The sequence below is a fragment of the Streptomyces sp. BK239 genome, from assembly GCF_004217285.1.
GTDB lineage: Bacteria > Actinomycetota > Actinomycetes > Streptomycetales > Streptomycetaceae > Streptomyces.
The window spans coordinates 610,460-626,427 of record NZ_SHKS01000001.1 but is presented as its reverse complement, the minus strand read 5'-3'; the positions used below and the strand labels follow the sequence as shown (position 1 = coordinate 626,427).

6 protein-coding genes and 1 pseudogene are annotated in these 15,968 nt (G+C 70.4%); 5 read left to right on the top strand and 2 right to left on the bottom strand.

Annotated elements, in window-relative coordinates; translation table 11 throughout:
- Positions 1-22: 22 nt before the first annotated feature.
- From EV567_RS02710 to EV567_RS28025, 5 genes and pseudogenes are all read left to right on the top strand, one after another.
- On the top strand, positions 23-1,738 hold the full coding sequence (locus EV567_RS02710) for a trypsin-like peptidase domain-containing protein (RefSeq protein ID WP_130437547.1): 1,716 nt from the start codon (positions 23-25) through the stop codon (positions 1,736-1,738).
- A 71-nt stretch (positions 1,739-1,809) separates the two neighbouring features.
- Positions 1,810-2,892: a MoxR family ATPase gene (locus tag EV567_RS02705; RefSeq protein WP_130436925.1), complete on the top strand. Its 1,083-nt coding sequence runs from the start codon at positions 1,810-1,812 to the stop codon at positions 2,890-2,892.
- Positions 2,882-6,511, top strand: a complete 3,630-nt coding sequence (locus EV567_RS27915; RefSeq protein WP_207228657.1) for an HAD family hydrolase — start codon at positions 2,882-2,884, stop codon at positions 6,509-6,511. Before EV567_RS02705 ends, EV567_RS27915 begins: the two co-directional genes overlap by 11 nt.
- Positions 6,512-6,726: 215 nt before the next feature.
- A complete protein-coding gene (locus tag EV567_RS02695) occupies positions 6,727-7,767 on the top strand; it encodes a rod shape-determining protein (protein ID WP_130436924.1) in 1,041 nt (346 codons plus the stop codon).
- A 148-nt stretch (positions 7,768-7,915) separates the two neighbouring features.
- A pseudogene (locus tag EV567_RS28025) lies at positions 7,916-8,163 on the top strand (tyrosine-type recombinase/integrase); the annotation flags it as partial.
- A gap of 96 nt (positions 8,164-8,259) precedes the next feature.
- On the opposite strand, the gene EV567_RS02685 reads toward EV567_RS28025, so the two are convergent.
- Both EV567_RS02685 and EV567_RS02680 read right to left on the bottom strand, forming a co-directional pair.
- Positions 8,260-8,724: a hypothetical protein gene (locus EV567_RS02685; protein ID WP_130436923.1), complete on the bottom strand. Its 465-nt coding sequence runs from the start codon at positions 8,722-8,724 to the stop codon at positions 8,260-8,262.
- A gap of 27 nt (positions 8,725-8,751) precedes the next feature.
- Positions 8,752-15,813 carry a polymorphic toxin-type HINT domain-containing protein gene (locus EV567_RS02680; protein ID WP_130436922.1) on the bottom strand — a complete coding sequence of 2,354 codons (7,062 nt, stop codon included), beginning with the start codon at positions 15,811-15,813 and terminating at the stop codon, positions 8,752-8,754.
- Positions 15,814-15,968: the final 155 nt, after the last annotated feature.

The following is a 15,968-nucleotide window of genomic DNA, read 5'->3' as shown; positions in this document are numbered from 1 at the left end:
ACGCATGCGCCGCATGACCGCCATGGACAGCCCCGAGTGGCACGCCCGCGTCGAGTGCGCCGGCCAGGTCGTCGGCGCCGGCTTCCTGGTCACCCCCCGGCTGGTCCTGACCTGCGCGCACGTGGTGCACGAGGGCCCGGCGGACGCGCTCGCGGTGACGTTCACCGAGCGGCCGGGCTCCGCTCCCGTCCCCGCCCGGATCGTCGCCGAGGGCGGCTGGGCCGGAGGCGTCACCGACCTCGGCGACCTCGCCGTCCTGGAGTTGGAGCGGGAGGTCGGCATCGCGCCGGCCGCGCTCGCCCCCGTCGACGCGGCGCACGGCCGGCAGCCCCGCAAACTCGTCGTGTACGGCTTCCCGGTCGGCTTCGACGAGGGCACCCTCGCCGAATACCGCATCACCGCACCGCAGTTGCTCAACCGGGAGTGGATGCAGCTGGAGGCCTGGCAGCCGGACGGCCAGCCGCTCGCCCCCGGTTTCAGCGGCGCGGCCGTCACCCTCGTCGACACCGGCGAGGTCGTCGGCATGGTCACGGCGGCCGCCGGCGACCAGGGCGTGCGCAACGGACGCATGATGCCCACCGAGGTCATGGCCCGCCACTGGCCCGGGCTCGCCGGCCTCGTCCCCACCTCCGACCACCGTTCCGCCGACCGGGCCCGGCTGCGCGACCTCGTCGAACGGGCCGTCCGCACCGGGCTGGACTGCGATCCCGTACGGCTCGCGCGGCTCTACCGGGCCGCCGCCGGGCCGTTCGACCCGGACCCGCCGCAGGAGGGCTTCGACTCGCTGCGCGCGGCGGCCCTGTTCGTGCTGTGCGAGATCGACGGCGAGGACGCGGCCGGCACCGTCGCCCGCTTCGCCGACCAGGTGGAGACCCTGTTCCGGGCCCCGACCCACACGCCCGCCGTCCCCCGCTGGGCGCCCATCCTGGTCGAGCTCCAGCACAGCGGCGCCGGCGACGGGCAGGTCCGCGTCGAGGTGTCCGCGTACAGCGGGGGACGCCGGCACCCCGTCGCCTCCGGGACCGTGCCGCGGGCCGGGCTGCCCGACCACGTGCGCGACCTCATCGAGGCCGCCTTCCCCTGTCTGACGGCAGGTGACGACGAGTTGATCGCGTTCGCCCTGCCCCGCGACTGGATCGACCTGCCCGTCGACCGCTGGGCGAGCGCCCCCGACGACGACACCCCGCTGGGCTGCGTGTACCCGCTCGTCGTCACCGACCAGGCGCGGCGCAGGGCGGGCGCGCGGCATCAGCTGACCCGGGCCTGGAACCGGCTCGACGCCGTGCCCGGCGCGCGGCTGCACCGGATCGAGTGCGGCGGGCCGGAGGAGCCCCGCCGGCTGCGGGTGCGGCTGCGGCAGGCCGACGCCTGCCTGGCCGGCTTCGCCGCCGCGCCGGCCTCGGCCCGCACCAGGCCCCACTTCGACACCTCGCTCACCGCGCCCGCGCCGGTGGTCGTCTGGTCCAGGGGCGGCTGCGACGGCGGGCCGGACGAGCCCTGCGTGGGCGGCGACGGGTGCGCGGGCAAGACGTTCCTGGACGAGCTGGACGCGTGCGTGTCCGTCGTCCCGCCGGCCGAACTGCCGCGCCGGATCCTTCAGTTGCGGGAGGAAGCCGACTCGGAGGACGGGCACTGGGCGCGGGACATCCAGCTGCTGTGGGACGACCCGCGCGTCTTCACCGACCCGCACGGCGAGACGGCGGCGCACGCCCGATCGCCTGTGTCGCCTCTTGAATGAGCCCACCGCGCAGCCCGTCGACCGACCGGGCCCCACCGGACGAGCCCCTGAACAGAGACCGGAACTTTCCCATGCCCCACTGGTCCGTCTACACCGGCGACAGCGAGCCGCACGACGGCGTCGACCGGCTGCCCCCGCCGCCGCCCTGGCGCGCGTTCGACGGCGAGCCCGTCCTGCCCACGCCCCGGGACGCCGACGACGAGGCGGCCGTCTCCCCCGACCGCGTGCACCGCGCCCGCACGTACGTGGCCGCGCCCGAGAGCGTCCAGCTCGTCAACGCGGCCCTCGTCCTGCGCCGACCGCTGCTGGTCACCGGCCCGCCCGGCACCGGCAAGTCCTCCCTCGCCTACGCGGTCGCCCGGGAGCTGCGCCTCGGCCCGGTCCTGCGCTGGAACATCACCAGCCGCAGCACCCTGTCCGACGGCCTCTACCAGTACGACCCCCTGTCCCGCCTGTACGCGGCGAGGCAGGCGGCGGCCCGGCGGGCGGGGGCTTCGAGCGGGGACCTGCCGGGGGCGGGGAGGGGGACGGCGAACGAGGCGAGCGCCGCCGGTGCGGACGGCGTCGAGGACCACCTGCGTCTCGGCCCCCTCGGCACCGCCCTGCTCCCCTACGACCGCCCCCGCGTCCTCCTCGTCGACGAGATCGACAAGAGCGACCTCGATCTGCCCAACGACCTCCTGAACGTCCTGGAGGAGGGGCAGTACGAGATCCCCGAACTGATGCGCGCAGCCCGCCACTCGGCCGACGCCGCCACCGCCGAGGTGCTCGCCGACGGCACGGACACACCGGTGCCCGTCACCCGTGGCCGGGTCCGCTGCCGTGCCTTCCCGTTCGTGGTGCTGACGAGCAACGGCGAGCGCGAGTTCCCGCCGGCCTTCCTGCGCCGCTGTGTCCGGCTGAAGCTGCGCCGCCCCGACCACGAGCAGCTCACGGAGATCGTCCGCGCCCACCTGGCGACCCCGCCGGGCGAGGCCGACCACCTCATCACCCGCTTCCTGAACCGGGCGGCCGACGGCGAACTCGCCACCGACCAGCTCCTGAACGCCCTCTACCTCACCGGCGTCGCCGGCCTGGACCCCGCCTCCCGAGACGCCCTGGCCGACGAGCTGATGCCCTACCTGACCCCCACGGCAGACACCGATGGCTTCTGAACGCCCCGGGGAACAGCGGGGAGATCAGAGGGAGGAACACGGGGAGGAACAGGGGGAAGGCGAGGCGGAAGGCAGGGACGCGGAGGCGGGCCGCTCCGACGCGGAGGCGGCTCGGGGGCGGGACGTCCGTGCCGTCGCCCGGCTGGCCGCCGTACTCGCCGCCGTCGGCCGTGGCTCCGCTTCCGAGTTCACGCCGGCCCCTCGCGAGATCGCCGAAGTTCTCTGGCTCGCACGGCAGTTGGGCGACGAGGGAGACTTCCTCACGGAAGCGGCCGCAGCCACGGACGACGAGGGCGGCCCGCTCGGCTCCCACCCCCGTGCGAAAGACGCAGGCCCCGATTCCGCCCCCGACCGCGCGGCCCCCTCCCCGCCGCCCGCCTCCGACCGCGTCCCCCTGCGGCTCCCCCGCGCCCCCGCCCACCAGGGCGAACCGGGCGGCGGCGGTACCCCGCTCCTCGCGCCCGTGCCGCCGATGCTGCCCCGCCCCCTGAGCCTTCAGCGCGCCCTGCGTCCCCTGAAGCGGACGGTGCCGTCGGCGCGGGTGCGGGAGCTGGACGAACGCGCCACAGCCGACCGCATCGCACGGCTCGGCGCACACCCCGACGTCTGGCTGCCCGTCCTGCGCCCGGCACGGGACCGCTGGCTGCGGCTCGCCCTCGTGCACGACACCGGCCCAACCATGCCGGTCTGGCATCCCCTCGTCCGCGAACTGCACGCCGTACTGGCCCAGTCGGGCGTCTTCCGCACGGTCACCCTGCACCCGGCGGGACCCGACGGCCGCGCCCGGCACGTCCCGGACCCCGGGGACGGCCGGACCGTCGCCCTGATCGTCAGCGACTGCATGGGCCCGCAGTGGCGGCCCGGCCCCGCGGGCGAGCGCTGGTACCGCGCTCTGCGCCACTGGGCGGCCCGGATGCCGCTGGCCGTCGTCCAGCCGCTGCCGGAGCACCTGTGGGCGACGACGGCGCTGCCCGCCGAACCGGGCGTCCTCTCCTCCCCCGGCGCGGCGGCCCCGCTCACCTCCTGCGCCTTCACCCCCTACGACCGGGACGCCCCGCCCCCGCACCCCGCCGCCGTCCCCCTCCCGGTCCTGGAGGCCGGCGTCCCCTGGCTCACCCACTGGGCGGGGCTGCTGGCCGCCCCCGGCGGCGGCCGCACGCCCGGCGCGGCAGCCTGGCTCACCCCACGCCCCTCCGCCCCGGCCTTCGCCGATCCGGCTCCCGGCCTCGCCTCGCTCCCCGCGAAGGACCTCGTCCTCCGCTTCCGCGCCACCGCCTCCCCGGAGGCGTTCCGCCTCGCCGGGCACCTGGCCCTGGCCCAGCCCTCGATACCCGTGATGCGGCTCGTGCAGCGCGCGGTGGAACGCGATCCGCGCCCGCAGCACCTGGCCGAGGTGATCCTCAGCGGCATGCTCGCCGCCGTCCCCGGCCCGCCCGGCTCGTACGCCTTCCGCCCCGGCGTACGCGACCTGCTGCTGCGCACCCTGCCCCGCACGGCGCGCGGCCGGGCCCGCGAACTCCTCGACCGCGTGGGCGCGTTGATCGACGAGCGGGCAGGCCTGACGGCGGGCGGTTTCCGCGCCGAGACGAGCCCCGCCGACACGGCACCCGCCGACGCCCCGGCGTTCGCGATGGTGAGCGCGGAGACGGTACGCCGACTCGGAGCGGAGGGGGGCGCGGGCGAGCGCGAGGACCGCGACGCGAACAGTGACGCCGCCGGCGAGGGCACCGGCCCCGGCGACATGGCAGACCCCGGCCCCGGCGACATGGCAGACCCCGGCCCCGGCGGCACGGCGGACCCCGGCACGGCGGACCCCGGCACCGGCGGCACGGCGGACCCCGGCATGGGCACCGGCCGCCGCACCCTCCGCTTCGAGACCGACGTCGATCTCGGCGCCCGTCCCGAGGCGCGCATCTCGCTCGAGTACGCGGTGCACCAGGTCCTCGAACGCGGCGATCTCGCCCCTCACCAGTACGACGTCCGGGTGCGCCCCGACGGCTACGACGTCGGCGTCGACGCGGACGCCTACCTCCTCCCCGTCCTCGCGGCGGTCCTGCGCTGGCTGCCCGGCCCCTTCGCCGAGCCGGCCGAACCGCCGCGCCTGCGCGTGACGTTCGGACACGGGCCGCGGCTTCCCGAGCCCGCGCACACCGACTCCCCCGTCCTGGTGCTCGTCCCGCCGGACCTCTACGAGTCCTTCGCCGACAGCTCCGCCGCCTCCGGCCCGCACCGCTTCCGCCCGCTGTACGGCGACGCGGTCGACGGGCCCCCGCTCGCCTGGTACTGCCCGCTGCCCGCACCCCGGGACGACGACCCGGACGCGAGCCCGGACCTGGTGCGCGGCCCCTTCGTCACACCGGACCTGCGGCAACTGGGCGTGCCCGCGCACGGCCGCACCGCCGTGGTGCACACCCAGGCCGGCGGCCCGCTCACCCTCCTCGACCCCGCCCGGCCGCACGGCATCCGCCCGCCCCGGCTGACCACGTACTACGAGGTGGACCTCACCCCCCAGCACGCCGTGCACCGACTGTCGCTGCCCAGCTCCAGCAAGGGCGACTTCGCGGCCACGGCCGAGCTGACCTGGCAGGTCTCGGACCCGGTGGCGTTCGTACGGGCCGAGGTGACGCGTGTACCGGAGCGGCTGCTGGCCCATCTGACGGAGGCCGCCTCCCGCGTCACCCGCCATCAGGCCCTGCGCCGCGCGGTCGGCGCCCAGCGCGCGGTCAACGCCGGGCTGGGCAGATGGCCGGTGCCGGGGCTGACGGTGACGTGCGAGGTGCGGCTCGCGCCGGCGTGGGCGCCCGCGCCCGAGCCCCGGCGGACCCCCACGCCGGCGGCCCCGTCCGGCGAGCAGCGCGGCGAACGCCACGAGGAGCGGTCCGGCGAGGCGACGCCCGCCGGGCTCCTCGCGCGGGCCGAGACCGTCCTGCTCGGATTCGACGGCCCCCTCACCCGCCTGTTCACGGCGACGACCGCCCGCGAGGCCGCGCTGAAGCTGCTGGCCCTCGCCACCCAACCCCGGGACGAGCAGCCCCCCGACGCCGAGCGGGGCGACGCCCTACCCCGCACCTCCGGCCCCCGCGACATCACGCTCACACACCCGCTCGACGTGCTGCGCGTCTTCGCCCGGCATCCGCTGGCCCCTCTCCTTCGGAACCGGCTGGACGGCCTGGAGATGGAAGCCGTCCTGCACGCGCCCACCACCCACAACTCCGTCGCTCTGGTGAGGGCGTTGCACGCCTCGGGGCGGCGGGTGGCGCTGGTGACGGACGTGTGCGAACGGGCCGTCCGCCAGTACGTGGAGCCGTACCGGCTGCCGCTGGTCGGGATCCACGGCCGCGCCCCGGACCTCGCGCTGCTCACCCCGAACCCGGACGTCCTGCTGCGCGCCCTGCAAGCGCTGCCCGCGCCGGGGCGGCCGTCCTCCCCGGGCGCCCCGCACTCCAGGAGCCTCGTCATCGGATCGACGGTGGCCGAGCTGACCGCCGCCCAGCGGATCGGCCTGCGCTTCCTGGGCCTCGCCCGCAATCCGACCGTCGAGCAGGAACTCAGGGGCGCGGGCTGCGAGGTGACCGTGCGGTCGCTCACGCCGGTGCTCGACGCGGCGCGGGCACTGTAGCGCCCAAGCGGCCGTTTCCCTGACACCCACTCAGATCGCGCCGCGCGCTGAAGACCGTTTTCACCCGTTCGGCCGCACCCCGCCCGGACCCCTCCAGCGGGCGCGCGTCCTCTCCCGCCCGCACGATGGCGTAGGAGGCCACCGCCCGGCGGCCCACGCACGAAGGCCCGCCGGCCCGGCGGCCGCCACGGTCTGCGCTCTCGGGAGGACCCGCCATGACCGCCAGTCTGGAGCAGTTGCGCCGCTGCCACTTCGCAGTCGACCTGGGCGCGGCCCGTACCCGCGTGTGGGTGAAGGGGGCGGGGCTCGTCGTCGACCAGCCGTCCGCCGCGGCCGTGAACACCCGCACCGGCGCGCTGATCGCGGTCGGGGAGTTCGCCGAGAAGATGACGGGCCGCACCCCGCACTACATCCGTGTCGTGCGCCCGGTGTCCGGCGGCACGGTCATCGACATCGAGATGGCGCAGCGCATGCTGCGGCACCTGATCGGCGACAAGCTGCGCCGGCAACTGCGCCGCAGGCCCTTCCTGCGGGCCGCCGCCTGCACGCCGCACGACGCCGGGCCGCTCGCCCAGCGCGCGACCGTCGAGACGCTCGTCGGCCTCGGCGCCCGCCGGGTGGAGCTGGTGGACACGCTGATCGCCGCCGCCGTCGGCTGCGGGCTGCCCGTGGAACAGCCGGAAGCCACCATGATCATGGTGTGCGGGGCCGCCGCCACGCAGGTCGCGGTCCTCTCCCTCGGCTCCCTCGTCACCGCCGAGCGGATCCCGGTCGGCGGGGAGGCCGTGGACCACGCGATCGTCCAGCACCTGCGCCACGAACACGAGTTGATGCTGCCGAGCCAGTCCGTAAGGCCGCTTCAGCTCGCCCTGTCCGGCAATGGTCTCACCGCGCACGGACCGGCCCGCACGGAGATCCACGGCCGCGACGTGGCCACCGGACTCGCCCGCACCGTCCAGGTCGACACCGCGGCCGTTCGGGACGCGATCGAGACGCCGCTGACGGCGGTCCTCGACGGCATCGGCCGGGTGCTGCGGGAATGCCCGCCGGACCTGGTCGCCGACCTCGCGGACCGCGGCATCATGATGGTCGGCGGCTCGGCACTGCTCCCCGGCTTCGACCAGATGCTCCGCCGCGCCACCGGCATGCCGGTCCACATCGCCGAACAACCCGACATCTGCGCGGCCCAGGGCCTGGGAGCAATGCTGGAGGGCAGAATCGCCCCCTTGACCCTGGCCCCACTGGCGACAGACTGAACCCGCCCCGACGCCCGCCGGACGGGGAGGTCCTGACGGGTGCGACACCTTTCAGCCCGTGTGCGCAGAAATTCACCTATAGATTCGATGCAGAAGAACTGCATATTCACAGTGGGCGTCGACATTTTTCCACTTCTGCATTCCTCGACAGGCCGGACTCCGACGCATCCACTTCCACGACCTCCACCACTCAATCGCCACCGTGCTCCTGTAACAGTGTCGACCTCGTCACCATCAAGGAACTGCTCGACCACGCCCACATCGGCGTCACCACGGGCGTCTATGCCCACGTCAGGCTTCACCTCCAACGCCAAGCCATCGATTGCCTCAAACAACGCCCTGAACGGCACCGAGGAACCGCCTGACGATCCACCTGCCACAGCGCTCGGCCGCTGACGTTGCCGCAGCGTCAAAGCTCCTGAGGCCCCGCCGGAAATCACTCCGGTGGGGCCTCCCCTTATCACTCTGCACTCACTTCGAGAACGTTCCGAGTTATTCCGGCAGGATTTGCCGAATCACCGGATTAACAGCCAATCCAGGGATCTCTGAAGTCAGACACGAATGCGCCTCTCGAAGGAATCCGGAGAAAGCACTCTCGAGCTCTTCACGCTCGGCAGTAACTCGCCATGGCCGTTTCGACGAGGTCAAGGCAATGAGATCGCCATCGCGACGCAGATGGATAACCTCTTCGCTCTCTGTGAAACCGAACGCCGCATTTTCCCCTGACGAGATACGCCTCCCTGCATGGGAGATTGAAAGGGCCAGATCAACGAGCGTCACAAATCTACGCTTTGAGATGACCTCCACGTCATCTACGAGCATCTCGGCATTGACGCCGAAGTACTTGTAGCGAAGGTCAATCTCTGCAAGACCCGCAGGATCGCCTTGCTTGGCCCCCTCCCAGGTCCTCCGCCAGGGTGAACCCGGCTCTGGGAGAGAGAAGGAAAGATGAATCATGGTTTCTCCTTGCAGGAACTCTCTCACCTAGAACGGGAAGGCTGTCACGACTTTTCCGTCATTCACGATCACGCGGATGCCGGTCAAGTCTCCACCCCCATTTGCCGGACCAGCCTTGCCGATAGTGTCACCGAAGTCCCATTCATAAATCTGGCCGGGCCGCGGCGCGCCAGTAACAGGGTCTGGCGTGTTCGGCTTGGGAGTGCCGCGATTGATGGTGTCAGCAATCCTCTGACGGACCTTCTTCTCCTTGCCGATGAAGATACCCGCCTCGTCGTCGACCAACGCACCACCGGGCCGGTGACGGTCCAGAATATGCTGCCAGCCCCCGTTCTCCAGCGCCGCGGTTCCGCATATTCCACTCGAATTGTGAACGAGAACCGGAGTCTGCCCCGCCAGCACATAGTACGTGTGCAAGTCGTCAACCGTGAGGTTGTATGTACGAGCATGCCTGCTGAAGGAACGGTTGGCTGTGACTGTGACAGTAGCGCCGGCTTCCGTGAGCAAGGTCATACCGGGGGTGAGGTCTCTGGCTGCAGTCCAAGTGCGGGCAGAAGGGGACCAGAAGGGATGTTCGTGGGTCGCCGTCAAATGTGAAACGCCGTCTGACGTGGCTATGGAGAGTTCATTGAAGAACTTGTCGTCTTCAGTGACGATGAGGTGGGTGACCTCACGAGGGCCAACTTCGCCGGTTTCCGGATCGGTGGCCTGAACTTCATCACCCACTTCTACGTCTTCAATGTTCTTGGTGGTTCCGTCGGCCATCAGGACGTCCGTGCCCGCAAGGAAGCACTTACAACCAGGCGAAGACTTTCCACGCGGCGGCTTTACCGAAAGGGGTTTATGGCCAAAAATGGCCACCAGTACGCTAGGAACCTGATAGGCATCACTGGTCGTGTCATAGCCGTAGCCGGCTATCCAGTTGTCGAAGTCGGCACCATAGTCACAGCCAGGGCTTCCGGGCCCACCACCGTTTCGGCAGTCGCTATCGAAGATCCAGCCAGCGTACTCCGCTGTGCGTGGGACGTTGCTGACCAGTCCATAGAACAGTTCGCCGCTTGTGGAGCAAACCCCGGACAGGAAGCCCCAGGAACCGCAACCGTTATCGGAGTCGCCTGGCCCAGACTTCCCTTTTCCGCTGCCACGGGTATGGCCCGAGCTATTCGTGTTCGCCGTTCCGCCGCCGCCGGGGGCACCGGTGTAGGTGGGAGTCCACCCATCGCTTCCTCGGTGACCGCCGTACTTGAGGCCGTTGCCGTCATGGCCGGGTGGCTCGGGCATTGGGTCGCCGTCGTCCGGACACGCTGCATCCCTTCCTCGGCCGCAGGCGAGTCCCATGCCGCTGGGGTCGGAGTGGGTGAGGGGGTTTTGGACGGCGTAGCTGTAGCCGTTGAGCGTTTGGTGTTTGTCGAGTTCGAGGAGTGGGTCGACGCTGATGAACTGGCCCACGGCGGGGTCGTATTCGCGGGCGCCGATGTGGGTCAGGCCGGTGGTGGTGTCTCGGGTCTTGCCGAGGAAGCCCTTGTCGTCGGGCCAGGGGCCGTAGACCGGCTGGCCGCGGTCGGCGCCGAAGGGGGTGGTGTAGCGCTTGGTGGGCGCGAAAGTCGTGGCCGTCATGGCGACGTTGGAGGTGCCGTGGTGATCGGCGGCCAGGAAGTTGAGCTTGGTGCCGGAGACGCCTGAGGTTGCTGTGCGGACGGCGATGGTCTGGCCGGCGGCTGTGTAGTAGCGAGTGCCGGTCAGGGTCTTGTTCGCACCGTTGAGCGTCAGGCGCACCTCTGTGGAGCCGATGTAGAGGACGGTGTCGCCGTCGCCCTTGGCCCTGCGGATGAGGAGTTCACCGTCGGCGTCGTAGAGGTAGTTGGTCTCCTTGGTGCTTTCGGTGAGCTTGGCGAGTTCGCCTTCGGCGTTCCAGGTCAGAGTCTGCGGAGAGGTGGAGCCGGGGCGTGTGGCGGTGTTGCCGGCCTTGTCGTAGGTGTAGGTGGCGAGGCGGGCGCCGGTGGTCTTGTCGAGGGTGTGCGGCTTGTTGTCCGCCGGATCGTCGTAGGTGTAGGTGGTCGTGGAGTCGCCTGCGGCGGTGTGCTGCGTCTCCGTCTTGCGCTGGCCGCCCTGGGTGTACGTGTAGGACGTCCAGTAGGGGGCTGCGCCGTCGATGTTGTTCGTCGTTCGACCAGTTGCCGCGCAGTCAGCGGTCTTCGGGGTCCATGCCTCGGTCATGCGGCGGTGGCCGTCGTAGGCGAAGCACTGGTTGTCGGCCTTGGCCGTGCCGCCGAGGATGGTGCTGTCGAAGACGGAGGTGACGTTGCCGGCGTCGTCCTGGGTGAAGTGCAGGTCCTGGAGCGGGTAGCCCTGGGCGTCCGTCCGGACGTTGGCCTGCGTCAGTCGGCGAGTGCCGGCCTCGTACGAGTAGCTGAGGTAGGCCTTCTTGGCACTGCTTGTGCGGTCGGTGCCGAGGATGAGCTGCGAGGGTGCGCCGAGGGGGTCGTAGGTGGCGCCGAGCAGGTAGCCGGTGGTGCCCGTGGCTTCCGTCGCGAGGCCGACACCGAGGTAGTTGTACTTGTAGGAGACGATCTCGGAAGCCAGGCCTGCGACTGCGGGGCTGCCCGCCTGCTTGACGCTGCCGTCAAGGAGATACGAGGACGTGGTGGTCAGGGTCTTGGGAACGCCTGCCGCTACGAGCGGGTCGCTGTCAGGCAGGACGAGGCTGCTGTCGGTGACCTGGTAGAGGTTGTCGCGCTTGTTGACCTTCTTGGTGTAGGCCTTGCCCGTCGGGCCGGATCCGCCGTCGTAGCGGATGGCGGTGTCCTGCTGGCCCAGGAGGAGCTTGTCGTACTCCCAAGCGGTGAGCTGGTGGTCGGCGTCTTTGACGCCGTCCCACAGACCCTTTTTACGGCCGAGGGAGTCGTAGTCGGTGAGGAGCGTCTTGTTGCGGCCGACGTCGGTGGTGCGGACTGCCTGGTCGAGCTCGTTGTAGCCGGTGGTCGACGTGCCCTTGTCCGGGTCGGTGGAGGACGTCTGGCGTCCGAACAGGTCGTAGCCGTAGGACCAGGTGGTCTTGTCCGGGCCGGTGATCGCCGCCTGCTGCCCCGCAGGGGTGTAGGCATGCGTGGTGGTGGTGTAGTCGCTGCCGGTCGGCTGCGGTCCGCCGTACTCACGGCGCTCGGTGAGCTGACCGAGGGCGTTGGTGACCGTGGCGGTGGCCTGGCCGCCCGCGGGCGCGGTCGTGGTGACGGTGTCACCGAGATAGGCCGTGTCGGTGCTCCAGCGGACCACGTTGCGGGTCTTGGTGATCGCCTTCACCGCGCGTCCGGCACCGTCGTAGACGGTGTCGGTCTGGATCGGCGGCTGCCCGCCGTCGATCTCCACCGGCTTTCCGGACGGCTGCTGGTCATGGGCCCAGATGTCCGCCTGGGAGGAGACCGCAAGGCCGCGCGAGTCGTACAGGGTCTGCCCGATGATCGACCCGCCGCCCGGGGAGGGAGCCTGTGTCTGCCTCGGCCGTAGCAGGGAGTCGTACAGGGTGTAGCTGGTGTTGTATCCGGAGCCGTCGCCCTTGAGGGTGGCGGTGGACACCCAGGGCATGGCCGAGTTGGTGACGCTGTAGGTGTAGACCTGGTTCGGGGACCGGTTGAGGTCCTTGAGCTGGTTGGGCAGCCACACCTTGGTGAGACGGCCGAGAGCGTCGTACTCCGTCTCGGTGATCTTGCCGTTGGGGTCCGTGATCTTGGTCGGGGAGGCGGTCGCGAAGTCGACGAGTGTCTGGGTCGGGTGCTGCAAGGCGTTCTTGACCACGGTCGACGTCAGCGGACCGGAGGCTGCGGGAACGTACGTCGTCGCCGCGGTGACGAGGCCGTTGGTGTCTGCGACAGTCGCGGGGCGGCCGAGTGCGTCGTAGGTGAACGCAGCGGTCTTCTGCCACTGGGGCTGGTCGGCGCTGGTGTACCCCTTGGCGCGACCGGTCCAACGGATCTCTCCTGCGGTGGGCTCCTGCGCAGCGCTCCACTCGGCAGTGGTGTCGTAGCTGGTGGCGGTGTCGGAAATGACCTGCCCGGGCCTGCTCGAGTCCGTGGGCAGGTCGAGATCGGCGTCCGTGATCGTGCAGGGGTCGGAGACCGGGTCGGTCTTGGCGTTCGCCACCACGCGCTTGCGGGAGACCAGGCTGTTGATACCGGTGGCATTGTTGCGCGCGTACCAGGTCCGCGTGCAGGTCTCGTCGCCCAGCTTGCTGTCGTCACCGCGGTCGGAGACCGTGACAGGCATGCCGTATGTGGCGTCGAACGTGGTGTTCACCGTCCGGGTACGCCAGGACGGCGTGGCGCTCGAGGTGATGTAGGTGTGGGTCGTGGTCGCGGCGGTGTTGAGGAAGTAGGCCTCGGTGTCGGCGTATGACTTGTGCTGGGTGGAGGTGCGCTTCGACCACGGCGTGTTCACCGTGCTGCTGATCGCGGTAGCGCCGTCGTAGGCGACCGTCTCGCGTGTGAAGCCGGCGAACTGATCCTGATCGGCGAGAGCCGCAGCCTTGAACGCCGTGACGGAAACGCTCTTGCGCACCTTGGGATCGAGTTTGCCGTCTCCGTCCAGGACTCGGTCGCCGTTCATGCCGCGCAGGTAGTAGGTGACGGTCTTGGTCTGGATGCCGTTGGCCTTGCCGACCAGGTGGGTGACCTGGTCGTAACCGCGCCAGGACGACCAGGTGCGCTCCTTCTCCTTGGTGAACGGGTCTTCGTTGTAGTGCCAGGCACCACCGTTGGAGCCGTAGGAGTAGGTGTGCTCGACTGCCTCCAGGCCGCCCTTGGGCGCCGTGGTGGACACCGCCTGGACCGGGTACTTGTGGAACCAGTCGAGAATGGGGGTCTTCTCGCCGTTGGGAGCCCAATTGACGGGGTAGCAGCGGCGGGTGTTCTTGTCGACCGTCGGCATGGTCCGGCCGGCGACGCAGTCCTCCGGCATGTAGCTGACGATGGTCTGCGCGCCGCTTTCCGAGGTGACGGTCTTCAAGCGGGGCTTGTAGAACGGCAGGATGTCGTCGGCGGTCCCGTCGACCCGGTTGGCCAGGAACTCATGAGTGAAGACGACCGGGTCGAGAGCGATTGATGCGCCGCGCTTCCCTGTGTGGCGGATCTCCTGCAGCCAGAGCGACTGGTCCGCCGAATCACCGGTGTCGCCGGGGTCGACGTAGGTCTGCTTCAGCTTCCACTCATCGACCGGTTCGAACGCTGGTGTGGCTGGGGCGGCGTTCCACGCGTAGGTCGTGATGGTGGTCAACCGCTTACGGGTGAAGAAGGAGGGCCCGACGTTGCCCGTGCACTTGTCGCCGTCTTTGCAGACCGCGTCGAACGGCACATCCGGCCATTCGTCCCTGCTCTTCTCCGTCAGCTCGCTGCAGGCGGAGCCCAGCTCGCGGATGCATCGCTCTTCGTAGCCGAAAACGATTTTGTCGGATGCTGCCGGAGCGGTCGCGGTGGTCTTGAACAGAGCGCCCTTGCGCTGTCCGTAGCGGATCTCCTTCAGGTAGCCGCCACGGATGTAGGGAGTGCCGGTGTTGTCGTCGCCGAGCTGGTCGTAGTTGTTGGACTCGGCCTCGTACCAGTACGACATGGCGTTGCCGTGGGTGTCCTCGACGTAGTCGAGGTTCCAGCGCCACGCTTGCTTCTTGACCCGTTTCGCAAAGGTGTCACCGGCGGTGAAGCCCGGCTCGCCGGCGTCGTCGCCGAACACGGGAACCGTCCACACCGACTCGGTGCGGTCGGTGGTGCCGGCGCCGTCCAACTTGTTCAGTCCGAAGACGTACTTGACGCCGTCTCCGGTGGTGACGGTCCAGTACTCGCCCTTGTCGCCGATGTCGCCGTCGTCGCCGTTGTCCGCGCCGATGGAGTGCGCGACCGTCGAGGCGTCGTCGTTCTTCAGCCGCCACTCGCCGGTGGTGTCGTCCTTGACCAGTTCAGTGGCTTTGCCGTTGAGGACCAGCGAGGCGTTGCTGTACTTCCAGCACAGGTCGTACTTGTCGGCCTGGTCGTCGTCGTCACAGGAGCCGTATTTGCGCTCGATGAAGGACGAGGTGAGGTCGAAGCCCTCACCGATCGTCGTGCCCTGGTTGTTGGAGGAGGCGGTGCGCCCGTCGACGCTGCCGGAGTCGTAGGAGATCGACAGGGTCGGGCTCGGGCCTGCTGCTGCGGGCGGCGTCCTGAGCGGGTAGGACCAGGTGAAGGAGCCCGACGAGCCGCCTGCCTCCCATGAAGAGGAGGCGGACAGTGGAGTCGCCTTGTAGTCACCGCGAGCGGAAGCGGCGCCTGCGGACAGGGCCACCAGCATTGTCCGGCCGGAGGCAGTGGTCCCGGCGCGACTTTGACGGGGCGCGAGTGCGGGTTGGAAGGTCAGTTGCGCCGTGAGCTGTTGATCCGCACGGTCGTTGACGTGCTCGAGCCGAGTGGCGCCGTGGCACTGGGCCGCCGCAGGGTTGCTCAGGGCGCAGTCGGGCAGGCGCGAGGCCTGCAGACGGCCCGCCCAGTCGCCTCCGTAGGCAGAGGCGAAGCGGCTGTAGTCGATGCCGAGGGCGGCCGAGCCTCCAGTCGCGGATCCGGTCACCTTCAGGACCAGGCCCTTGACGCCGAGCTTGTCGGTCTGGGCACGGTCCAGGACCTCGACCGTGATCGGTCCGCGCGCGGCCTTCTCGCTCTTCGCGGTCTTGGCCGGGGGTGCGAGGGTGATGGGGAGGGTTCCGGCCGCGGCCTGGGCCGCGCCGGAGGCCGGCACATTCAGGGTGGCCTTGCCTGCTGACGGCCACACCGGTTTCTTCGCCTGGTCGGCGGCGGCCCGCGATATCGCCTTGTTGGTTTCCGCTGCCGCCTTCTTCAGCTCGGCTTCGGTCTTCTTGTTCACCCTCATGGTCATCGGGGAGACCCGGTCCGCCTGACGGGCGGGCGGCTCAGGTTGTTTCGACGGGGCGGCCGTCGCTGTTCCCGCCGCCGCTATGGGCGTCAGGAGCCCTGGCACGAGAAGGAAGCCGGCTGCGGCCGAGAGCCGCCGCGTCCAGGCCCGTCTTCTTGATGCGCGGCTGCCCCGGGACAGCCGCGAACTGTATCGATTCATCCTCTTCCGCTCTTCCGGCACCACACCCTGCGGCAGCACGTGACTGCGGCATGCCTCAGGTGGTGTGTGGCGCGTCGCTACAGTTCGGCCCGGTAGGAGAGGGGCCATGGGTGAAAAGTGGGCGGCGGTACGAGCTGCCGCCGCCCACTTGAAGG

Bases quoted from the DNA above. Each gene is read 5' to 3' on its own strand.
- EV567_RS02710 (WP_130437547.1), top strand. From the start codon at position 23: ATGGACAGCCCCGAGTGGCACGCCCGCGTCGAGTGCGCCGGCCAGGTC.
- EV567_RS02705 (WP_130436925.1), top strand. From the start codon at position 1,810: ATGCCCCACTGGTCCGTCTACACCGGCGACAGCGAGCCGCACGACGGC.
- EV567_RS27915 (WP_207228657.1), top strand. From the start codon at position 2,882: ATGGCTTCTGAACGCCCCGGGGAACAGCGGGGAGATCAGAGGGAGGAA.
- EV567_RS02695 (WP_130436924.1), top strand. From the start codon at position 6,727: ATGACCGCCAGTCTGGAGCAGTTGCGCCGCTGCCACTTCGCAGTCGAC.
- EV567_RS02685 (WP_130436923.1), bottom strand. From the start codon at position 8,724: ATGATTCATCTTTCCTTCTCTCTCCCAGAGCCGGGTTCACCCTGGCGG.
- EV567_RS02680 (WP_130436922.1), bottom strand. From the start codon at position 15,813: ATGAATCGATACAGTTCGCGGCTGTCCCGGGGCAGCCGCGCATCAAGA.